This is a genomic window from uncultured Succinivibrio sp., from assembly GCF_902756765.1.
GTDB lineage: Bacteria > Pseudomonadota > Gammaproteobacteria > Enterobacterales > Succinivibrionaceae > Succinivibrio.
On record NZ_CACVSS010000035.1, the window covers coordinates 1 to 21,541 of the forward strand.

The following is a 21,541-nucleotide window of genomic DNA, read 5'->3' on the forward strand; positions in this document are numbered from 1 at the left end:
AGAAAAGATTTAAATTTTAAAAAAGCAGACTGTATGTTAAATACAGCCGTTTGATTTTAGTTACAATGTGACCAAAGTCCGTATCATTTGGTCACCGTAAAAAGAGAAAATGTTAATCTATTAGAGTTGCATAATTAAATGCTATAATGTGCAACTTGTATGGAATTTTTGTTTCTTTGTAGTACTCAGGTTTGTCAGATCTTCTACGGGAAACAGTAAATGACAATAACTTTATTTCCAGAATAGAACTTAAAGTTTTCTCTAAAGAAAGATAGCTTGACTTATTTTGGAACATAAAATGTTGTCGACTTTGTCTGCAGAGCTTTTGGCTTTACGGAAATAAAGGTTTTTAATATATCTACTTAAACTATAAGGAAAAATAAATGGGTATTATCTCTACAGCATATGCTGAGGAAGCAGCTCAGGCTCAGCAGGGCGATTTAAGCATGATTATTGTTCTGACAATCTGTATGATTGCAGTATATTTCCTGTTCATGCGTCCAAATAACAAGAAGCGTAAGGAACTACAGAAGTTGTTAGATAACCTGACTGTAGGTGATGAGGTATTAACTAACGGTGGTATCGCCGGCCGTATCGTAAAGCTTCCTGATAACCGCGAGTATGTTCTGCTTTCAATTTCAAGCGGCGAAGTTATGCAGATCAAGCGCAATTATGTTGTAGCTGTTCTACCAAAGGGAACTCTAGAAGCAGTTTCTGTAGAAAAGTCAAAATAATTTCTTTTATCTTTTCAAGCTGTAATGCGAAAGCCTTACAGCTTTTTGGTTTATAGGTATCTATAAGTGCAAAATAAATTTCCTTTATGGAAAAACATAATGGTATTTCTGATTATTGCCATTGGTTTTTTCTATGCTTTACCAAATTTCTACGGTGAAGATCCTGCCTTACAGATTTCCGGTACACATGGTGTTGAGTTAGATCAGAAAAAAATAGATTCAATCAAATCTGTTCTTGATTCAAAGGAAATCCCAGGAAATTATGAATTTGAAAACGGATCTTTGCTAGTTCGTTTCAACAACACTGATGAGCAGTTAACTGCACGTGAAATTTTAAGTGCACAGTTAGGTGAGAATTATATTGTTGCTCTGAACCTGGCTCCTGCAACTCCAGCCTGGATGAGATCTTTAGGTATGCATCCTCTGAAGCTGGGTCTTGATCTTCGTGGCGGTGTTCATTTCTTAATGGAAGTGGATATGGATGAAGCTATGAAGAAGATGAGAGCTCAGTTAACCAACGATTTCAGAACTGAACTTAGAAACAACAATCTTCGTTTATCAGGTATTAAGGCTGAAGGCGATTATGTTCTTGTTGAGTTCAAAGACGCTGATGTAAGAGATGAGGCTAAGAAGCTTTTAGAGTCCCGTCATAAGGATTTCAATATTCTGTCTCAGGATATCGGCGACAAGTTCTGCATTCGTGCAACCATGACAGCAGCTAAACTTTCTGAAGTTCGTACAAATGCTGTTGACCAGAACATCAATATTATTCGTAACCGTGTTAATGAGCTGGGTGTTGCTGAACCTTTAGTTCAGAGACAGGGAGCTGACCGTCTGGTTGTTGAACTTCCAGGTGTTCAGGATACCGCCCGTGCCAAGGAAATTCTTGGTGCAACTGCTACTTTGGAATTCAGAATGGTTGATTCCTCAGCAGATATTCAGGCTGCAGCCGCAGGTCATGTTCCTGCCGGTTCTGAGGTTATCAACGATGCTAACGGCTATCCTGTAATTGTTCAGAAACAGGTTATTCTAAGCGGTGACCATATCGTTGATGCAAGCTCAAGCGCTGATGAGAACGGCAGACCACAGGTTAACATCTCATTAGACTCAAGAGGCGGCAGCATTATGTCCAACTTTACCAAGGACAACATTGGCAAACCAATGGCTACCAACTTCATTGAGTTCGTGGTTCTTCCATCAGAGGATCCTGATGGTCCAAAACCTGGTGATGCAGACTACAAGCCTAAGTTCAAGAAAGTTGAGCGAATCATTAACGTTGCAACCATTCAGGCTCGTTTAGGTTCAAGCTTCAGAATCACTGGTCTGGATTCTCCAAAAGAAGCTCACAATCTGGCTCTGTTATTAAGAGCCGGTGCTCTGATTGCTCCTATTCAGATTGTTGAGGAAAGAACAATCGGACCTTCACTTGGTCAGCAGAATATTGAGAACGGTCTGAATGCAATGCTGTACGGTGTCGTATTCCTGATTGCCTTCATGGTTTTCTATTACAAGGGCTTCGGTTTGATCGCTGATCTTGCTCTGCTGTTCAACCTGGTTCTACTGGTTGGTGTTATGAGCCTGATTCCTGGCGCAACCATGACTCTGCCTGGTATTGCAGGTATCGTGCTGACGCTGGGTATGGCGGTTGATGCCAATGTTCTGATTTTCGAGCGTATCCGTGAAGAATTCAGAGCTGGTCGTCCAGTTCAGACTGCTATTCATGAAGGTTACGCAAGAGCATTCGTAACCATCGCGGACTCTAACATTACCACCTTCATTACCGCTCTGATTCTGTTCATGGTTGGTACCGGTGCTGTTAAGGGCTTCGCTCTAGTTTTAATGATTGGTCTGGCAAGCTCTATGTTTACAGCTGTAACCGCATGTCGTGCAGTTGTTAACATCATCTGGGGCGGACGCAATCTTAAGAACTTAAGTATATAGGAGAACTGTGGTGCGTACTTTTATTAAAGAGAATACAGTTATTCCTTTCATGAAAATCAAAGGAATAGTTGAAATCCTTTGTGTTTTACTGGTTGTCGGAAGTATTGTAAGCATGTGCGTCAAGGGCCTTAACTGGGGCCTGGACTTCACTGGCGGTATCGTGGTTGAGACAGAGTATACCGAGGGTGTTGACCTTAACAAGGTTAAAGAAGCATATGCCAAGGAAGGCATTAACGGAACAACCCAGCATTTCGGTTCTCAGCGCAATGTTGTTGTTAGAGTTGCTCCTAAGGACGGTATCGATCAGCAGACTGTTACCAACAAGGTTTTCGCAGCATCAAAGACTATTGATCCTGAAGTAAAGCTTGCCCGTAACGAATACGTTGGTCCTGCAGTTGGTGAGGAGCTGGTTGAAAGCGGAATTCTGGCAATCGTAGTTTCTCTGATTGCAATTCTGGCTTATATCGCCTTCCGTTTCGAGTGGCGTATGGCTACCGGTGCGGTTATTTCTCTGGCATATGATGTTATCGTGGTTATGGGAACTTTCTCTGTACTGCAGATTGAGTATGATCTGACTGTTCTTGCTGCGGTTTTAACTGTGGTAGGTTACTCTCTGAACGATAAGATCGTTGTGTTCGACCGTATCCGTGAGAATGCTGTCAAGCTGCCTCGCAATACCGAAATGCCAAGACTGTTCGATATTTCTCTGACTCAGACTCTGTCAAGAACCATCATTACTTCAGGTACAACTTTGATCACCGTTGTAAGTTTGATGATTTTTGGTGGTGAAATGATTTATGGCTTTTCTTTAGCACTGTTTGTTGGTATTGTATTTGGTACAATATCATCAATTTATGTTGCCTCTACCTGGGCTCTGATCCTCGGCATAAAGCGCGAGAACCTGATCCCTGTTAAAGTAGAGAAAAAAGAAACTGATGGTTATGAGACCATGGATTAAATCATTATCTGGTGCAGATGTTTAAGTTTATTAAGCCCCGTGCTCTCATTGAAGCAGTGGGGCTTCTTTCAATTCTAACTGTTTGTGGATGTTCATCATCATTAACCTCTTCTGATACAAATGTATTGGAAGAACCAATGAGCGTGCCATCTAAATACATCTTTTTCCCTCATCCTTCTCAGGAACAGCTGGCAAAAGAACAGAATGCTATAACCTCCCTAATGGTATCTCTGGATTCTCAGGCTAAATCTTCCAAGGAGAAAGCTGAACTTTTCTATAACCTTGGTGCGATATATGACGATCTGGGTATGGAGACTCTTGCCCGTTTCATGTACATGAATTCTGTTGTTCAGAATCCAAACTACTATAGACCTTATGAGGTGTTAGGCCCTTATTTCTATAGGGACGGAAAGGTAGGTGACGCGGTTGATTCACTTGATGCGGCACTTAACCTGAACAAAGAGAAAGATGATCCTTATATCTATCTTCACCGCGGTATTATCATGTACTACACCGGACACTATAAGTACGCCGTTGAGGATATGATGGAATTCTACAAGTCAGAACCGGATGATCCATACAAGATGCTCTGTCTGTACTTCGCTGCAGAGAAGTATTATGGAAAGGACTATGCAGACGGTCTGCTTAAATCCTACTATAACGATTCCTACACCTTAAAATCCAAGGCTCTTGATAACTGGGGCTTCAATTTCATCAAGCTCTTCTTAAACAAGACCTCTGAGGATGCGATTTTTGCTGATATTATCAAGATTAAGGATGACGAGGATCTTTTTCAGGAACATCTTTGCGAAGCCTATTACTATATAGGTCAGTTCAAGCAGCTTCAGGGAAAGGATAAACTGGCATATGACTATTTCAAATTATGTCAGGCTGCCAGAAAGTATGGTTTTCTTGAGCACAGACTTGCAATTTATGAAGCTCAGAAACTTGAGAAAAAATATAAACTCAAAAGAGCTGTATCAATCGATCAGCTTACTGACTAGTCATATTCTATCTGGAAACAATTATGTCTGAAAATGCAATAGACTTAACCCCGCAGGAAATTGATTCCATTAAGGCTCAGATGATTGCCTCAGATGATGCTTTTGTTATGAGCGAATTTTTCAAGGCGCTTTCTGATCCAACCAGACTGAATATGGTTCATGCTCTGCTGCTGCACAAGTGGCTTTGTGTCAGCGACATTGCCTCTCTGGTGGAACTGAGCAAATCAGCTGTCTCTCATCAGCTTGCATACATGAGAATAAACAAACTTGTCAGAGTTAAAAGAGAAGGCCGTAAGGTTTTCTACGCTTTAAACGATTCTCACGTAGAATCTGTTTTCGCTCTGGCTCTATCCCACATCAAAGAATAATTTTTCGTTATGTCAAATCCTGTATATTTTGATTATGCCGCAGCTACTCCAACAGACAAGCGTGTAGTTGAGGTTATGATTAACTGCATGTCGATTGACGGAGCTTTTGCCAATCCTCATGCCAAGGATCATGTCTATGGCTGGCAGGCTGCCGAAGCCGTTGAAAACGCCAGAGAACAGGTTGCCAATCTTATTGGCGCCTCACCTCTTGAAATTACGTTTACCTCTGGAGCAACCGAGAGCAATAACCTTGCTATCTTCGGTTTGGCACGCGGTCTTGCCAAAAAAGGCGATAAAAGACGTCATATAATCACCTCAAAGATTGAACACAAGGCTATACTTGAAGCCTGTCAGCTACTTGAGGATGAAGGCTACAGGGTAACCTATCTGTCTCCAGACAAGGCTGGTGTTATCGATGTTGATTCTGTTGAAAAGGCAATTACAGACGATACTTTTCTGGTATCGATTGCCCAGGCTAATTCAGTTCTCGGTTCTGTAAGCGATATCCATGCAATTGCCTCCATGTGTCACCGTCATCATGTTTATTTCCATTCAGATGTTGCTCAGTCTATCGGTTATCTGAAGATGGATTATGACAACTCCGACATCGATATGGTTTCTCTGACAGCAGAAAAAGTCTGCGGTCCAAAGGGCGTTGGTGCACTGTATGTTAAGCGCAACTCAAATGTTCCTCTGTTTGCTCAGATTTACGGCGGAGGTCAGGAAAAGGGACTTCGAGGCGGTACTGTACCGACTCATGAGGTTGCAGGTTTAGGCAAGGCCTTTGATATTTTAAGAACCGAAGGTCTGAAGGATAAGGCTCGTTTTGAAAAAATGAGAGCAAGACTTCTTGAGGGAATTAAGGATGTTCCTGGTCTTGTTATCAACGGTTCAAAGACCGGTGGTCTTCCTAATATACTTTCCTTGAGTTTTGACGGAATAGACGGACATATGTTGCTGCCTACTTTATCTGGTATTGCAGCATCCACTGGTTCTGCCTGTTCATCTACCTCTTTAGAGCCTTCATATATTCTCAAGGCAATCGGTCATTCAGATAATCTGGCACGTGCTTCGATAAGACTTTCCTTTGGCAGATATACAGAGGACAGTGAAATAGATACAGTAATTGAAGAGATTACAACCAAGATCCCTAAATTACGCGATGCCGGTTCAATGTGGAAGGTAAAACAGTAATGATTAAATTATTTCCTCACTATGCTTCTGAGATGAAGCTTGTTTCAGTTAACCTCAAAGAGGGTAAGGTTGAGGCTCCATTTGACGCTGAAACTAAGTTTGCTCCTTCAGCAAACGGCGGATATGATATCTTTGTTAATTTATCAGATTTCAAATGGTATCAGAATGCAGCAAGAACCCTTGCCTCATTAGGCTGCTATTCAATCAGATTATCTTCCGAGAAAAAACTTACAGAAAATGAGTTTTACTGGTTTGTAACAGCGCTGTATGACGGAATTCATGATATTAACATCGAATACGATCTTGATTCAGTAGCCCTATCTAAAATTGAATCTACCGCCAACCTGGTATCAGAGTTCAGAGCTCTTGCAGATACTGATTCTAAAATCAGCACACCTGTATCAGTAGTAAATAGCGTATTTGAACTGATTGAGAAAAACGCTTCAGAGTGTGGAGCAAAAGCTTCACTTAATCTGATTAAGCGCGGTGATAAGGAATTTGAAAACTGCGTTGGACTTAAGACTGTCGGCCTGGCCTCTGATGAGGCTCCATGTCTTGGTATCATTGATGTTATTCCATCAGGATTGAATGAGAATGCTCCCTTGGATGTTGCCATGGTAGGTAAGGGGATAACCTTTGATACCGGCGGCTATTCCCTTAAACCAGAAAAATTCATGGAGACCATGAGAACCGATAAGACCGCAGTAATCTATCTGTCAGGTGCTCTGTGTCTTGCTCTGAAACTTGGACTGAAGAAAAGGTGCAGACTTTATCTGTGCTGTTCTGAGAATATGGTTTCCGGCAGGGGAATGCTTCCTGGTGATATTATTAAATATCCAAATGATATCAGTGTTGAAATCAACAATACTGATGCTGAAGGAAGACTTGTTCTGGCAGATGGTCTTCTGAAGGCTTCAGCTGATAATCCTGCTTTTATCCTTGATATGGCAACTCTTACAGGTGCAGCTAAGGTTGCAGTGGGAAGAGACATGTTCTCGGTTTTAACTCGTGAACAGTCACTTGACTCAGGATTGAAGAGTGCTTTCGATAACTGTGATGAGATGTACTGGCAGTTGCCTTTAGCTCCTTACCACAGAAGATTCCTCTCATCCCGTCGTGCAACCGTTACAAACTCCGGTCACGGGGAAGGTGCACCAGGTTCTTCTGTAGCAGCTTCTTTCCTTGAACAGTTTGTGAAAAAGGATATCCCTTGGGTACATATTGATTTATCTTCAGCTTATCTGCCTGATGGTTCTCCTTTCCTTGCAGCAGGACCAACCGGTAGCACTATTCTGGGACTGGCTACTTTTTTAGCTGCACGTTAGTCTTATTCACCAGAGGATTTTTTCTCTGGTAAATAAGTTTTGATAAATTGGTTAGATCAGAATAGGATATTTGTATCTTGCTTTAGCAATTTTGTTTGAACTGATTGTTACGACTTGTTTGAAGCTTTCAGATTGAATTGCTCACCTAGGTTATGCCATTTCAACTTTTGTATTCTACGGCAAATGTTTTCGTAAGAATTTACTCTTATTTTTTTGTCTAGATATAATTTGTTGATAACAAATAATAAAAACTATTCTATTAGCCAAAAATGAAAAAACTTTAATTTTGGCAAATAGAATCTGCTGTTAACCAGTCAGCAAGATCTATAATTTTTATGCCTTCAAATTCATAAGGTTCATTTCTGGTTCTGGCAATAATTATTTTGGGATAAGCATCTTTTATTTGCAATAATGGAGAAACTTCTCTATCAAATGTTTTATCATCGGTTATATTATCTGATACTTGAATATAGATTTTTTCACTTCTTTTTATTGCAATAAAATCAATTTCTTTTTTGTATAAAACACCAACGTAAACTTCGTATCCTCTGCGTAATAGTTCAATTGCAACTATATTTTCAAGCATTCTTCCGTAATCCATATTTCTTGTACCTAATTTTGCGTATCTAAATGTATGGTCGCATAGGTAGTATTTATCATTGGACGAAAGATATTTTTTTCCTTTTATGTCGTATCTTCTTATTTTGTAAAATGCATAAGCATTGCAAAGATACTGAATGTATGAGCTGATTGTGGTGTGATTAACTGTTTCGTTCTGGTTTTCAAGAATATTTTTTATGTTTCTTGCAGAAGTTAGATTTGCAATATTATCAATCAAATAATCTACTAATCTGTCCATCAGCTGAATATTTCTGATTTTATACTTTGTTCGAATATCTCGAACAATAAGAGTATCGAAAATATCCGCTATATATTTATATTTTGCTTCTGGTTCTCTATACAGATAAGAACCAGACATTCCTCCTTCCTTAAGATAATTGGATAAAGCTTCATATTTATCCTTTTGCGGATAGTAGGATAAGTATTCTTTGAACGAGAATGGATACACCTTTATTTCAAAGGTTCTTCCTGTGAATAATGTTGCAAGATCAGAGCTTAAGAGAAATGCATTAGATCCTGTTATATAAATATCGAATTTTTCTGTAGCGTGCAGTCCATTAATTGCTTTTTCGAAGCAATCACACATTTGGACTTCATCTATCATTACGAAATTTTGTGCTCTGTCTTTAGATTGGCTTATAACATAATCGTAAAGCGCTTTGTAATTTAACAGGTTGTCATAATCCGGAAGATTGAAATTAATGTGGATGATATTATGATTATCAACATTTTTGGTAACATAGTCTTTGAGAGCTTCAAGCAGTTTTGATTTTCCGCTTCTTCTTACTCCGGTTAGTACTTTTATGTCAGGTGTCCCTATTACACTAACTAGCTGTTTTAGATAAGCCTGTCTATCGATTAGTTTCACTTGATCTTAACCTGTTTTAAATGTAATTTGTGCAAATATACCTTTATTATTTAATAATAATATAAAAACATAAAATTAACTACTTAATAAGTAAAATAAAAATCAATTCTATTAGCCAAAAATGAAATTTTTTTAATTTTGGCTAATAGATGGTTATTATGGAAAAAATCGGACGTAAGAGAATACTTTTTGCCGCAAAAAAAAGCCCTAACGATGGCTCATGAGTCTACCTTCTGTTATACCTATTTTTTTATTTCTAAACTCCTTTCACAATCTTCACTCTTATCTTCGTTCTAAATTGGAATATACTCAATTTATACAATAAAGGAGTTGAACCATGTATAAGCATATTGTTGTTCTTACCGGAGCCGGTATTTCCGCAGAATCTGGAATCCCCGTATTCAGATCAGAAACAGGATTATGGGAACAGGAAAGAGTTGAGGATGTTGCCACTTACGATGGCTACATGAGAGATAAAAACAAGGTACATGAATTCTATAACAAGATGCGCCGATCAATTAAAACCAAGGAGCCAAATCCAGCACACCTGGCTTTAACCAGGCTTCAGCAGGAGTATACCAAGAAATACCCTAGATCTACTGTTACCATTGTTACCCAGAATATTGATGATCTTCATGAAAAGGCAAAATCTGAGAACGTGATTCACATGCACGGTGAACTGAACAGCATCTGGTGTGAGCACTGTGATGCCAGATACAAATACTATGAGGATTCATCTACTGAAACCAAATGTAATCTCTGTGGAAGCAAAAAATTAAGACCTGATATTGTCTGGTTTGGAGAAATGCCTTACAGAATGAATGAGATTGAGAAGGCTTTATACGAATGCGATCTGTTCATGTCCATTGGTACATCTGGTGTAGTTTATCCTGCAGCCGGATTCTGTCAGCTTGCAAGAAGTGTCGGTGCAACCTGTGTTGAATTCAATCTGGAAAAATCAGCGGTAGGTTCAAGCTTTACATATGGCATTTACGGTAAGGCTTCTCAGACCTTACCTGAATTTGTAGAACAGCTGATAGAAAACGGAGAATATAAGAATTAGCACTTTCCCGAGGAAATGAAGGAATAACTTTTGGCTCTCACGGCATTGCCGTAAAGTTTTCTGTAGATTCTGAGAAGTATTTCGTCCTGCCTTTCTTTTGGCAGGGCTCTAAACTGGAAGAGTATCTGACTCCATAAAGAGAACTCCTCATTGTTTTTTGATCCCGCCTTATTCCAGGATAAATTCTCAGGTGCATTTAGTCTTGATGTTTGTGTTGTATTTTTAAACATCCCAGGCCCCCTCTTAATTATTCTTATACTTAGAGCTTAGACGCGAATTCTTATCTGTCAAAAACTGTTTTTTTAACACCCTAATATCTAAATAAATTTTTTTTGTTTTTTTTCTTAAAATCGGGTATAAACGCAGTTTTAATCCACTTCGATGTAGTTTCTTTTTGATTTTTTTTCTTCAAAACAGTTAACAAAATTCAGAAAATTTTTCTAATTGACTGATGTACAAATAAATTTGCGAGTCAAGATAGAAACGAGATAAAGATCAAGGTTTTTTGGTAAATTATGTGCGGTTACTGATATAATTGTAAGATTTGATAATTAGAATTTTTTGAGAAAGCTACATGTCTACAGATAAAATCAATTTGATGAATCTCTCTCCTGCTGAATTAGGCGAGTTCTTTGTTTCAATCGGAGAGAAGTCCTTCAGATCTCAGCAGATCCTTCGCTGGGTATATCAGTTCGGTGAAACTGATTTTGATAAGATGACAAATTTAAGAAAGGATCTGAGAGCTAAGCTTAAAGAGTCCTGTGTAATTACAGCTCCTGAAATTGTGAGCGAACAGGTTGCTTCAGACGGTACCACCAAGTGGGCTCTTGATCTCGGTGATGGTCAGCTGGTTGAGACTGTACTTATTCCTGAAGAGGACAGAAATACCCTTTGTATTTCCACTCAGGTTGGCTGTCCTGTTAAGTGCTCCTTCTGCAGAACCGGAGCTCAGGGCTTCAACAGAAATCTGACCGTAAATGAGATTATAGGTCAGGTTTTCCGTGCTTCCACCAGAGTAGGCTTTAGCAATAATCAGGAACAGAAGCCTATTTCAAATGTGGTGATGATGGGCATGGGCGAACCTCTTTTAAACCTTGCCAATGTTACCAAGGTCTGTGAGCTGCTTCTTTCAGACTATGCCTTTGCTCTTTCAAAAAGACGTGTTACCGTCTCAACCTCAGGTGTAGCTCCTGTTATAAACAAGATTGCCGGCAAGCTTGATGTGGCTCTGGCTTTATCTCTTCATGCTCCAAATGATGAGCTGAGAAATATTCTGGTTCCTTTAAATGAGAAGTATCCGATTGCAGAGGTTTTAGATTCCGTAAGAAATTACCTGGATAAATCAAACGCAAATTGCGGTCGTGTCACAATAGAATATGTCCTTTTAGATCATATAAATGATAGTATAGAGCAGGCTGAGGAACTTGTAAGATTACTGAGAACCATTCCTTGCAAGGTCAATCTGATTCCATTTAACGAGCACGAGAATTCTGAGTACAGAAAACCTTCAAACAGCAGAATCGACAGATTCTACAAGGTTTTATTTGATGCCGGATTTACCGTAATCAAGCGTACAACCCGCGGTGATGAAATCTCCGCTGCCTGCGGTCAGCTTGCAGGACAGGTAAAGGATAAGCTGGCAAAACAGAAAATTAATGCTAAAACCTGCTAGAAATTACTGATTTTTTTATGGCAGGTCTGTCATGATAAGGTTCAGATAATCTAGTGTTGTTATGATTGCCCATCCGGCATTTACAACTGAATATTTGCATAATTAGAAAACGGAGGAGTGCTCTGGTTTAATGAATTCATAATCAGGCACGGTTACTTGATGAGTCCAAAAAGATTAAAAGCTTCAAGATATAGACACGACAGAAACAGAAGTCAGGCTCATATCCTTAAGGAAAATGAACCTATGATGAATGGGGTTGAAGAACAAACCATTGAGGAAATAAAAGAATCAACAAGACTTGAACCTGAATTGGCTGATATCAGTTCAGATATTGACTCTTCCGGTCCAAAACTAGGTGACATCCTCCCAGAGCTAAAAAAAATGAACAAAGAAATTGAATCAAACAATAATCAGGAAAATGAAGTAGCTGAAGCTGCTTCAGAGTCAGTTCTGAATACTGAAAAGAATGAAGAACCTGTTGCAGAAAACAAGGCAGAATTACCTGAGGAAACTGTTCCTAAGGCTGAGACTGCTACAGAGTCCTTTGAAACTCCAAAGGATGAGAAGGAGCCTGAGAGTGTGGAAACACCTAAGGCAGAGACTTCCAACGCTGATGATCCTGACAGAGTTCCAGTATCTACAACCTATTCTGATGATGAGGTTCCAAACCGCCCTGGTGCTATTCTGATGCACGCAAGAGAAATTCTTGGTCTGTCTCAGCGAGAGGTTGCCCACAAGCTGAATCTTAGAGTTAATTCTGTAAGTGACATTGAGCACGACCGTCTGAATCAGCTGACTGCAGTTCAGTTCGCATCAGTTCACATTGCAAATTATGCAAAGCTGGTAAATATCAATCCAGAGCTTCTGGTGGATTTATATAAGCAGAATGTTAGAGCTAATGTTCAGCTTCAGGAAGAACAGAAGGCAAAGGCCGCAGCCGCAGGTGCAGGAAAGACAGATAAGAAGAAAAACCTTAAGGTTTCTCTGATGATCGCCGGCGCCGCAGTACTTGTTGTCGCAACTGCAGCCATTACCTCTTCACTGATGTCAAAGTCTGGCTCTAATACCTCAGGTGCTCTGGTTATTGAGGATACCGTTGAGGCTTCTGTTGATTCAGAGGGTACTCTTCTGATGGATACTGAGAACTCCAAGATGAAGACCAATGTAGTTGAGGAAGAACCTCTGACAGAGCCTGTTGATATGAATACTCTGATGGCTCAGGAACAGTCAAAGAACCTGAATACCGATGAGATTATCGATTCTAAGGCAGGAACTCAGACTACTGTTGAAAAGACCAATACCAACATTTCCCTGAAGGTAAAGGGAGAGGCCGCCAAGAAACTTCACGCTGCAAAGGTTGAACCTATTGATGAGAATGTAGTTCAGGAAGCAAGCAGCACTTTAAAGAGTGTCAACCTGAATTCAGCAGATACAGTCAAGACTGTTAAGGCTGAAGAGAATAAGCTTAAGGTTTCTAATGACAATGTTCTAACCTCAGCAAAGGTTAATGACACAGCTGCTGTTCTGACTGCACAGCCAAAGGCTGAGACTCCAAAAGTCGAGACTCCAAAGATAGAACCTGCTGAAAAGCCTGTTTCCAAGGCAACTCTGTCTGCAAATACCAGAGATGTTTCCTCTTCAGTTCGTCTGAATGGAAAGCGTGACCCATTTGAGTCAATGAATACCGCCACTATTAAAGTGACCGGAGATGTTGCCATTAAGGTTACCGGCAATGGAAAGCTGTTAAAGCAGGGTAATTTCTCAAGCGGTGATACTATTAAGGTTACCGGTATTCCTCCTCTTAAGATCAGTGTTTCAGATTCTTCAAAGGTAAGAATCTCCTATATGGGCACAACTGTTGCGGTTCCTGGTGCTCAGCAGGTAAGTTTTGCTCTTCCAACCCGTTAAAGAGGTAATGTTTTTTTAGTATGGAATGGAAAGCACAGCCAATAATCAGACGTAAAAGTCGTCAGATTAAAGTTGGAAACGTATTAGTGGGCGGAGATGCACCTATTTCCGTTCAGTCAATGACCTCAACTGATACCATGGATGTTGAGGCTACTGTTGCTCAGATTAAGGCGCTGGAGACAGCCGGTGCGGACATTGTTCGTGTAACTGTTCCAACTCTTGCTGCTACAGATGCTTTTGAGCAGATTGTTAAAGCTGTCGAGGCGCCAATTGTTTCTGATATTCATTTTGATTACAGAATTGCAATTGAGTGTGCCAAAAAAGGAGCTGCAGCATTAAGAATCAATCCTGGCAATATTGGCTCTCATGAGAAAATTGAGGCCGTGTGTCAGGCTGCAAAGGATCATGGCCTGCCTATCCGAGTAGGCGTGAATGCCGGTTCTTTGGATAAGGATCTTCTTGAAAAATATGGAGCTCCATGTCCTGATGCAATGGTGGATGCTGCCCTGAGAGCAGCTGAGACTCTTGATCAGCACAACTTTTCAGATTATGCCTTCTCAGTTAAGGCCTCTGAACTGAATTTATGTGTTGAAGCCTATGAAAAGCTAGCCGGTAAAACTGATGCTCCGCTGCATCTTGGTATTACTGAAGCCGGCGGCCTTACCGGTGGTACCGTCTTATCTTCAATCGGTATTTCATGGCTGCTAAAACAGGGTATTGGTGATACCATCCGTGTTTCTCTGGCTGCTGATCCTGTTGAGGAAATCAAGGTCGGCTGGGCCATTCTGAAGAGTATGCATCTGCGATCAAGAGGTGTTGATATCGTAGCCTGCCCAACCTGTGGCAGACGTGGTATTGATGTAGTAAACACCGTTGCCGCTCTTGAGAAAAGACTTTCTGATGTGAAGGGAACCTTAAAGATTGCCGTTATGGGCTGTGTTGTAAACGGTCCTGGTGAGGCACTTCATTCTGATATTGCTGTCTGCGGCGGACAGAAAGGCAGATCTCTTATTTATGAAGATGGTGTGCTGATGGGAAAAATCCCAAATGAGGAAGCAATAGATATTATTGAAAAGCGCGTTCGCGAACGATTAAAAAATAACTAAAGGAAAATAATAAAAAATGGCTGCAACAATTCAAGCTATTAGAGGCATGAATGATCTTCTACCTGAGGATACTTCCGTATGGCAGCAGGTAGAGAAAGTTCTTCGTTCAACCATGAATTCATATGGTTATGATGAAGTTCGTATGCCAATTGTTGAGAAGACAAATCTTTTCTGTCGAGCAATTGGTGAAGTAACAGATGTGGTTGAGAAGGAAATGTATTCCTTTGAAGACAGATCCGGAGACAATCTGTCCTTAAGACCTGAAGGTACTGCTGGCTGTGTCAGAGCCTGTCTTGAGCACAGTCTGATTTACAATCAGGAACAGCGCCTGTGGTACATGGGCCCAATGTTTAGACACGAGAGACCTCAGAAAGGCAGATACCGTCAGTTCCATCAGATGGGTGTTGAGGTTTTCGGTCTTAATGGTCCTGATATTGATGCAGAACTTATTTCTCTGACCTATTCTATCTGGAAGAAATTCGGAATTGAAAACGAGCTTGAGCTGCAGCTTAACTCCCTGGGATCAGCCGAAGAGCGCGCAGCCTACAGAGAGGAGCTGGTTAAGTTCCTTGAGGCTCATTATGATGATCTGGATGAGGATTGTCAGAGACGTACTCATACCAATCCATTAAGAGTTCTGGATACCAAAGATCCTAAGGTTATTGAGATTCTAAGGGATGCTCCTAAGCTTTCTGATTTCTTTGGTGAGGAAACCCGTGCTCATTTTGATTCTCTACGCAGAATGCTGGACAGCATGGGAATCAGGTATGTACTGAATGACAGACTGGTTAGAGGTCTTGATTATTACAATCTGACAGTATTTGAGTGGGTAACCACTGCTTTAGGTGCCCAGGGTACTGTATGCGGCGGCGGTCGTTATGATTCCTTAGTTGAGCAGCTTGGCGGAGCTCCAACCAGAGCTGTCGGTTTTGGTATCGGACTTGAAAGACTGATTCTGCTGCTGACAACCTTAGGCAAGATTCAGGCAAATCCTAATGTTGATGTTTACGTTGTGGGATCTGGCGAAAATTCTGAACTTAAGATGCTGGAAGTTTCTTCAATATTAAGAGAAAATCTTCCTTCATACAGAATCAGAAATCACTGCGGCGGTGGTAATTTCAAGAAACAGTTCAAGAAAGCTGATAAGTGTGGAGCCAAGGTGGCTGTTATTATTGGCGAAAATGAGATTGCAAATAATACTGTAACTGTAAAGGACATGTTAAATCAGGACGCTCCTCAGGTAGAATATCCTGTGTCAGAGGCAGCTGCAGCAATTAAAGAATTACTAAACAAATAAGGAATAAAAATGGACGTTTTAACAGATGATCATGAGAGAGAACAAGTTGTCAAAAAATGGTGGTCAGACAACTGGAAGTCTCTTGCTTTAGGTATTGTTATTGCTTTAGGTGGCATGATTGGCTACAGACAGTATCAGAATTATCAGCATGATGCTGCTGCAAAGAAAGCTTTTGAATTAAGCACAATTCAGACCAAGCTTTCTTTAAAACAGGAAAATGCAGTAGCTCAGGCTGAAAGCTTTATCAAGGAGCACGAGGATCTGTATGGTTCTCTTCTGTCTTTGGATCTTGCTGCCATGAATTCAGCTGCCGGTGAATATGAGAAGGCTCTGGACAATGCTGTTTTTGCAGTAAAGAACGGTGGAGAGCTGGTTGCTCCAAATGCCAAGTTTGTTCAGGCTCATGTTCTTGCTCAGATGAAAAAGTTTGATGAGGCTGTTTCTCTTCTGGAGAGTGTAGAAACTCAGGCCTATGCAGTAGAAAAATATGAAACTTTAGGTGATGTATACTACTCTAAGGGAGATATGGACAAGGCTCATGATGCCTATTTAAAGGCTCTTGAGGTTTGTGAGCAGAAAAAGATTGCAATAAATCCGCTTCTGCAGATGAAAGCTGATAACCTGATCCATGAGGGCGATACTCCTGCCTACAAGAGAGCTCAGGTATTAGCTGAGGAAATCTCAAAGTCAGCAGCTGAGATTAAAAAATAATAAAGGTAGTCGGAACAAATTTAAGGCGTCGATTTTATGATTAAGAATAAACTTTTAAAACTGTTTGCTGTGTCTGCTGTTGCTTTTGCAATTGCCGGATGCAGTTCAAACAAGGATTTATTTGCTCCTGTTGAATCTCCAGAGATTGATAATGCCTTTAAAGTGGATCATGTCTGGTCTGTAGGCACTCAGGGTACAGATAGATTCTTTTCACAGCTTGTCCCTTGTGTTTATGGACACTCAATGTATGTTGCAGGCCGTGAAGGAAAAGTTTATGCAATTGACGCTTCTTCAGGCAAGAAAATCTGGACAGTTGATCTGAGTGATGAGAAGGAGAACGAAAATAAACGCTCCTCTCGTCTGAATGGCGGTATGTCTGCCTCAGAGCAGTATGTTGCAGTCGGTTCAGAGAATGGTTACATTTATGTGCTGAACCGTCAGAACGGCAGTATTTACTTCAAACATTATCTGGGGGTGGAGGTCCTAACCAGACCTGCATTCTCCGCTGATGGATCTAAGCTTTTTGTGCTTGATGCAAAGGGAACCCTGAATGCCTTTGATCTGCTTAAGAAAGAAAAAATCTGGGTTTCAGGCGACAATAATGAAAATCTGCACCTGCGTTCACAGTCAAAACCTCTTGCTGTTGGAAACGAAATGGTGATTGTCGGAACCCCATCAGGAAGAGTTCTGATGATCAGTCAGCTCGATGGATTTGTTTTAAACCAGGTGGTAGTTGGTCAGAATAACGGCAGTTCTGATTTAGACAGAATGTCTGATGTTTCATCAACCCCACTGCTTTTAGGCAATGAAATGTATACAACCGCATATAATGCAGGTTTTGTAGAGTATTCATTTGCCAAGAACGCCATTACCGGAAGACTGGCTTATCATTCATCAAAAGATCTTGCCTATGACGACAATTTCTTTGTGATCACCGGTGATAACGGTCATATCTACTGTGTAAGACGTTCCGACAATGTTGAAGTCTGGTCTAATACGCAGTTAAGCTACAGAAATGTAACTGCCCCTACAATCTACGGCAATCTGGTGGTTGTCGGTGATCTTGAAGGCTATATTTACTTCCTGAACCTGAACAGCGGCAAGATTCTGACCAAGATTTCAGTTTCATCAGATCCGATTTATGTGGCACCTCTGGTTGTAGGTAACTCTCTGGTGGTTTACTCATCATCTGGTGATGTGGATGTATTCTGCTTTGATCCGCAGAATATTGTTATTGCTAAAAAGAATTATACTGACGCGGAAGCTGTTTCAGGAAATGCAGCTGCTCTGGTTGCAGCTCAGTCCATGAAACCACAGATTTCCGGTTCTGGTATAACAGAAGAGGCTCTTGAAAAGCGTAGAGCCGAAGCTCGTAAGATTGTTGCACAGATTGAATCTCAACAGCGCCGTATGGAGGCTGAGTACAGAGAATACCAGCGTCGTAAGGCAGAATATGAGAAACAAGTTAAAGAGTATGAGCGCAAGAAGCGTGAGGAGTTGTCTGGTTTCGGTCTAATGCCAGGTGCAGGTGTTAAGTCAGATTCAGACGTTGAGTTTGTTGAGGATGACTCTGAATAATACTGTTGTGAAACAGCATGATTCATTCTTGATGTGATTAGAGGGGCAGAGATGCCCCTTAAGTACTTGTAGTAAGCCAGCCTTACAAAGGAATGTTATGAAGGTAATTGCTTTAGTAGGATGCCCAAATGTGGGTAAATCTACTTTCTTTAATAGACTTACTAAGACCCGTGATGCTTTAGTTGCCGATTTTCCAGGTCTGACTCGTGACAGAAAATACGGAAGAGCATTATACGAAGGGCGTGAATTTGTAGTTATTGATACAGGTGGTATTGCTGAGGATGCAAAGAACCAGCCGGAAGAAGTAACTTCAAGAATGACCAACCAGGCACTATTAGCAATTGATGAGTGCGATCTGGTTTTATTTATGCTTGATGCAAGAGCAGGAATTCTCCCTGGAGATTACTCTGTTGCTGATTATATTCGCCGTTCAGGAAAGAAATGCGCCATCATTGCAAACAAGGTTGATGGTTTAGATCCTGAAACTGCCGGTGCTGAATTCTATGCACTTGGTTTAGGTGAGGTTTATCCTACTGCTGTGGCCCACGGTCGTGGTGTTGCCAATGTTCTTGAGGATGTGATTGCTCCTCTGCTGCGTGAGGAAGGTCCTCTTGACTGTGACTTAACTCCGGAAGAGCTTGAAGAACGTGAAAATCAGCGTCTTCAGGAAGAAGAGCAGATGTGGGAAGAGGGATATGATTTCCTTGAGAATGTCCCTGTGGATATGGTTGGTGGCGGCTTCGACTGGCACGAGCACAAGGAAAAATTCAGAGCCCGCATGAAAGGTGAGGATGTTGATTCTCCAACTGAGGACAGCAGAGATACTCCTTTTGCCGATCTGCCTATCAAGTTTGCAATTGTCGGTAAACCTAATGTTGGTAAATCCACTCTGACTAACCGTATTTTAGGTGAAGACCGTGTTATCGTGGCAGACCATCCAGGTACAACCCGTGACTCAATCTATATACCGCTTCAGCGTGGCGACAAGAAATATATCGTTATCGATACTGCAGGTGTAAGAAAGCGCAGAAAGGTTTCTGAGGCTATTGAAAAGTTCTCTATTGTTAAGACTCTTAAAGCTATCGAGGACTGTAATGTAGCCCTGCTGGTGATTGATGCAAGAGCTCATATCACTGATCAGGATCTGTCATTGCTGGGCTTTATTCTCGAGTCTGGAAGATCACTTGTTATCGCTGTAAACAAGTGGGACGGACTGGATATGTCCGTAAAGGATGAGATCAAGCTTGAACTAAATTCAAGACTTGGTTTCGTTGATTTTGCCCGTGTTCACTTTATCTCTGCTCTGCACGGAACAGGTGTAGGAAATCTCTTCGATTCTATTGATGAGGCCTATGAGGGTGCTACGACCCGTCACAGTGCATCTCTACTGAACAGAATTCTAAGAGCGGCAATTGAAGAGCATGAACCTCCTATTTCCGGTGGTAGAAGAATTAAGCTGAAGTTCGCTCATGCCGGTGGTTATAATCCTCCAAGAATTATTATTCATGGAAATAAGGTTTCAAAAGTTCCTGATGCCTATAAGCGTTACATTATCAACTGTTACCGCAAGTCTCTGAATATCATGGGCTCTCCTGTGATTATTGATTTCAAGGAAGGTGAGAACCCTTATGCAAATGAAAAGCCTGCACAGAAACGTCAGACTCAGTCTCAGATGAGAGCTGAACGCAGAAAGGCAGCTAATGAGCGTATGTGGGCAAGAGCTGAGGCTAAGCAGGATAAGGAAGAGCGTAAACTTATCGCTAAGGCAAAGAAGGAAGGTTCTGGCCTTGTACTGGCAAAACGTCCTCGCAAGAAGGCTGCGACCACCACTTCAAAAGCCAAGAAGTGATCATGGTAAGTCCCCTGATAAAGGGGGACTTTAAAAATTTTTCTGCTCTGAATAGTTTACAAGCACATTTCGGTTTTCTACCTTCAGCTTGTATGTATCTCTAATTTTCTGTTCTGTTAGGCTGCTGTCAGTTATAAGATCAATTGTAATCTTTGCCATAGTATCAAGATCAGGCACAACAGTTCCGATTATAACCTTTTCATCGACTGCTTTAATGGCAGCACTGTCACCTCCGATACCCACAATCGGAATAAATTTATCTGGTTCTCCCTTGTTGTATCCGAATTCCTGAATAGCTTTGAGCCCCCCCAAAGCCATGTCGTCATTGTTAGCAGCAATGGCCTCTATGTTTTCAAGTCCAAGTTTTTTGATCTGGATTCCCATGATTCTGTATGCTTCATCAAAATCCCAGTTCGCATAATTCTCTGTCATTGGGCTGAGAATATATCCATGCTGAATCAGTCCTGACATCAGGGAGGTTGTCCTGGTTATAGTGTCAGGATTACTTTTTTCTCCTCGCATAATAACTAAATCAAGGATTTTATTATGATTTTTATCAATATTCCCCTTTGATTTTATGTACTCATTCAGTATTTCGGCCTGCATCTGTCCTGCTAGTGCTTCATTTGGTCCGACAAACCAGGCCTTTGGGAAGGAAAGAAAAGATACCTGAGGTCTTATAAGAGAAAATACTAGAGGAATTCTATTTTTTTTGCTGAGATTGATGACATTCTGCGCTGAGGCGTTGTCATTGGTAATGATTATGGTGGAGTCACCGTAACTGAAATCATTATCAATCTGGAAACGCTGATTTAAGGAATTACTCTTGGCATCATGAGTCATGAAACTTATGTTTTTTTTCTCTGCCATATTTTTTTATTAGAACATCTGTCTTGGCAATAATTTCTGGTTTTAGGGAAATATAAAAACAGTTTGTTTCGTTCTGTGCATTTGATGCGAAAGGTAAAACTGCAGAAATAAATATTAGATTCCTTAACAGTGTGCTTATCTTCATAAAAGCTCCTAAAAACACGTTTCTCTTTGAAGTATAAGACAAATTTTTATAAAGGCATTTCTTCCTCTTTCCCCAAAAAAAATAAAAAAATTTAAAAAAAAATAAAAATTTTTGACTAAATAATATAACATTTTGAAATATAAAGAATAAATATGAAGATAAATACAAAAAATGTTTAAAGTATTTTTCAAAAAAACGGATTTTTTATGTTTTTTTTATATTTTGAATTTAAAAAACATTTGACACAATTCAAAAAAAGTCTATAATGCATTTCCGTTGTCACGAACGACAACGACAAATAAAACCAAGCGTTTTAAAAGTTCTTTAAA

18 protein-coding genes are annotated in these 21,541 nt (G+C 40.6%); 15 read left to right on the forward strand and 3 right to left on the reverse strand.

Going from position 1 to position 21,541, the window contains the following annotated elements; translation table 11 throughout:
* The first annotated feature begins 383 nt into the window (after nucleotides 1–383).
* From yajC to QZU45_RS06560, 7 genes are all read left to right on the forward strand, one after another.
* Nucleotides 384–734: a preprotein translocase subunit YajC gene (yajC, locus tag QZU45_RS06530; RefSeq protein WP_031492338.1), complete on the forward strand. Its 351-nt coding sequence runs from the start codon at nucleotides 384–386 to the stop codon at nucleotides 732–734.
* A gap of 66 nt (nucleotides 735–800) precedes the next feature.
* The gene (gene secD / locus QZU45_RS06535; RefSeq protein ID WP_295353181.1) at nucleotides 801–2,675 is read left to right on the forward strand and encodes a protein translocase subunit SecD; all 1,875 of its coding nucleotides are present in this window, start codon (nucleotides 801–803) and stop codon (nucleotides 2,673–2,675) included.
* Nucleotides 2,676–2,682: 7 nt separating this feature from the next.
* Nucleotides 2,683–3,633, forward strand: a complete 951-nt coding sequence (gene secF / locus QZU45_RS06540) for a protein translocase subunit SecF (RefSeq protein ID WP_295353185.1) — start codon at nucleotides 2,683–2,685, stop codon at nucleotides 3,631–3,633.
* Between the two features lie 17 nt (nucleotides 3,634–3,650).
* A complete protein-coding gene (locus QZU45_RS06545) occupies nucleotides 3,651–4,637 on the forward strand; it encodes a hypothetical protein (RefSeq protein WP_295353188.1) in 987 nt (328 codons plus the stop codon).
* Between the two features lie 23 nt (nucleotides 4,638–4,660).
* A complete protein-coding gene (locus tag QZU45_RS06550; RefSeq protein ID WP_295353191.1) occupies nucleotides 4,661–5,005 on the forward strand; it encodes a metalloregulator ArsR/SmtB family transcription factor in 345 nt (114 codons plus the stop codon).
* Nucleotides 5,006–5,014: 9 nt separating this feature from the next.
* Nucleotides 5,015–6,199, forward strand: a complete 1,185-nt coding sequence (locus QZU45_RS06555) for an aminotransferase class V-fold PLP-dependent enzyme (RefSeq protein ID WP_295353193.1) — start codon at nucleotides 5,015–5,017, stop codon at nucleotides 6,197–6,199.
* Nucleotides 6,199–7,524, forward strand: a complete 1,326-nt coding sequence (locus QZU45_RS06560) for a hypothetical protein (RefSeq protein WP_295353196.1) — start codon at nucleotides 6,199–6,201, stop codon at nucleotides 7,522–7,524. The genes QZU45_RS06555 and QZU45_RS06560 overlap by 1 nt, the downstream gene beginning before the upstream one ends.
* Nucleotides 7,525–7,804: 280 nt before the next feature.
* On the opposite strand, the gene QZU45_RS06565 is transcribed toward QZU45_RS06560, so the two are convergent.
* Complete coding sequence (locus QZU45_RS06565) at nucleotides 7,805–9,013, reverse strand: ATP-binding protein (protein WP_295000951.1); 1,209 nt, start codon at nucleotides 9,011–9,013, stop codon at nucleotides 7,805–7,807.
* Between the two features lie 337 nt (nucleotides 9,014–9,350).
* Between QZU45_RS06565 and QZU45_RS06570 the strand changes: the two genes are divergently transcribed.
* Nucleotides 9,351–10,076, forward strand: coding sequence for an NAD-dependent deacylase (locus QZU45_RS06570; protein WP_295353198.1), 726 nt, complete (start codon nucleotides 9,351–9,353; stop codon nucleotides 10,074–10,076).
* Here the strand turns inward: QZU45_RS06570 and QZU45_RS06575 are convergent.
* Nucleotides 10,073–10,306, reverse strand: coding sequence for a hypothetical protein (locus QZU45_RS06575; RefSeq protein WP_295353201.1), 234 nt, complete (start codon nucleotides 10,304–10,306; stop codon nucleotides 10,073–10,075). The genes QZU45_RS06570 and QZU45_RS06575 overlap by 4 nt on opposite strands.
* A gap of 344 nt (nucleotides 10,307–10,650) precedes the next feature.
* Between QZU45_RS06575 and rlmN the strand changes: the two genes are divergently transcribed.
* The 7 genes from rlmN to der all read left to right on the forward strand — a co-directional run bounded on the left by rlmN (nucleotide 10,651) and on the right by der (nucleotide 20,197).
* The gene (gene rlmN, locus QZU45_RS06580) at nucleotides 10,651–11,748 is read left to right on the forward strand and encodes a 23S rRNA (adenine(2503)-C(2))-methyltransferase RlmN (protein ID WP_295353204.1); all 1,098 of its coding nucleotides are present in this window, start codon (nucleotides 10,651–10,653) and stop codon (nucleotides 11,746–11,748) included.
* A gap of 159 nt (nucleotides 11,749–11,907) precedes the next feature.
* A complete protein-coding gene (locus tag QZU45_RS06585) occupies nucleotides 11,908–13,656 on the forward strand; it encodes a RodZ domain-containing protein (RefSeq protein WP_295353207.1) in 1,749 nt (582 codons plus the stop codon).
* Nucleotides 13,657–13,676: 20 nt separating this feature from the next.
* Complete coding sequence (ispG, locus tag QZU45_RS06590; RefSeq protein ID WP_295353210.1) at nucleotides 13,677–14,762, forward strand: flavodoxin-dependent (E)-4-hydroxy-3-methylbut-2-enyl-diphosphate synthase; 1,086 nt, start codon at nucleotides 13,677–13,679, stop codon at nucleotides 14,760–14,762.
* A 16-nt stretch (nucleotides 14,763–14,778) separates the two neighbouring features.
* On the forward strand, nucleotides 14,779–16,059 hold the full coding sequence (gene hisS, locus QZU45_RS06595) for a histidine--tRNA ligase (protein WP_295353213.1): 1,281 nt from the start codon (nucleotides 14,779–14,781) through the stop codon (nucleotides 16,057–16,059).
* A 9-nt stretch (nucleotides 16,060–16,068) separates the two neighbouring features.
* Nucleotides 16,069–16,770: a tetratricopeptide repeat protein gene (locus QZU45_RS06600; protein WP_295353216.1), complete on the forward strand. Its 702-nt coding sequence runs from the start codon at nucleotides 16,069–16,071 to the stop codon at nucleotides 16,768–16,770.
* 36 nt (nucleotides 16,771–16,806) lie between these two features.
* Entirely contained in the window at nucleotides 16,807–18,348 is a 1,542-nt protein-coding gene (locus QZU45_RS06605; RefSeq protein ID WP_295353219.1) for a PQQ-binding-like beta-propeller repeat protein, read from the forward strand.
* 97 nt (nucleotides 18,349–18,445) lie between these two features.
* Nucleotides 18,446–20,197, forward strand: coding sequence for a ribosome biogenesis GTPase Der (gene der, locus QZU45_RS06610; RefSeq protein WP_295353222.1), 1,752 nt, complete (start codon nucleotides 18,446–18,448; stop codon nucleotides 20,195–20,197).
* A 30-nt stretch (nucleotides 20,198–20,227) separates the two neighbouring features.
* On the opposite strand, the gene QZU45_RS06615 is transcribed toward der, so the two are convergent.
* Nucleotides 20,228–21,067, reverse strand: a complete 840-nt coding sequence (locus QZU45_RS06615) for a substrate-binding domain-containing protein (RefSeq protein WP_295353225.1) — start codon at nucleotides 21,065–21,067, stop codon at nucleotides 20,228–20,230.
* Nucleotides 21,068–21,541: the final 474 nt, after the last annotated feature.

Excerpts from the sequence above, each read along its gene's own strand:
- yajC (WP_031492338.1), top strand. The coding sequence starts at position 384 with ATGGGTATTATCTCTACAGCATATGCTGAGGAAGCAGCTCAGGCTCAG.
- QZU45_RS06545 (WP_295353188.1), top strand. The coding sequence starts at position 3,651 with ATGTTTAAGTTTATTAAGCCCCGTGCTCTCATTGAAGCAGTGGGGCTT.
- QZU45_RS06550 (WP_295353191.1), top strand. The coding sequence starts at position 4,661 with ATGTCTGAAAATGCAATAGACTTAACCCCGCAGGAAATTGATTCCATT.
- QZU45_RS06555 (WP_295353193.1), top strand. The coding sequence starts at position 5,015 with ATGTCAAATCCTGTATATTTTGATTATGCCGCAGCTACTCCAACAGAC.
- QZU45_RS06560 (WP_295353196.1), top strand. The coding sequence starts at position 6,199 with ATGATTAAATTATTTCCTCACTATGCTTCTGAGATGAAGCTTGTTTCA.
- QZU45_RS06570 (WP_295353198.1), top strand. The coding sequence starts at position 9,351 with ATGTATAAGCATATTGTTGTTCTTACCGGAGCCGGTATTTCCGCAGAA.
- QZU45_RS06575 (WP_295353201.1), bottom strand. The coding sequence starts at position 10,306 with ATGTTTAAAAATACAACACAAACATCAAGACTAAATGCACCTGAGAAT.
- rlmN (WP_295353204.1), top strand. The coding sequence starts at position 10,651 with ATGTCTACAGATAAAATCAATTTGATGAATCTCTCTCCTGCTGAATTA.
- QZU45_RS06585 (WP_295353207.1), top strand. The coding sequence starts at position 11,908 with ATGAGTCCAAAAAGATTAAAAGCTTCAAGATATAGACACGACAGAAAC.
- ispG (WP_295353210.1), top strand. The coding sequence starts at position 13,677 with ATGGAATGGAAAGCACAGCCAATAATCAGACGTAAAAGTCGTCAGATT.
- hisS (WP_295353213.1), top strand. The coding sequence starts at position 14,779 with ATGGCTGCAACAATTCAAGCTATTAGAGGCATGAATGATCTTCTACCT.
- QZU45_RS06600 (WP_295353216.1), top strand. The coding sequence starts at position 16,069 with ATGGACGTTTTAACAGATGATCATGAGAGAGAACAAGTTGTCAAAAAA.
- QZU45_RS06605 (WP_295353219.1), top strand. The coding sequence starts at position 16,807 with ATGATTAAGAATAAACTTTTAAAACTGTTTGCTGTGTCTGCTGTTGCT.
- der (WP_295353222.1), top strand. The coding sequence starts at position 18,446 with ATGAAGGTAATTGCTTTAGTAGGATGCCCAAATGTGGGTAAATCTACT.
- QZU45_RS06615 (WP_295353225.1), bottom strand. The coding sequence starts at position 21,067 with ATGGCAGAGAAAAAAAACATAAGTTTCATGACTCATGATGCCAAGAGT.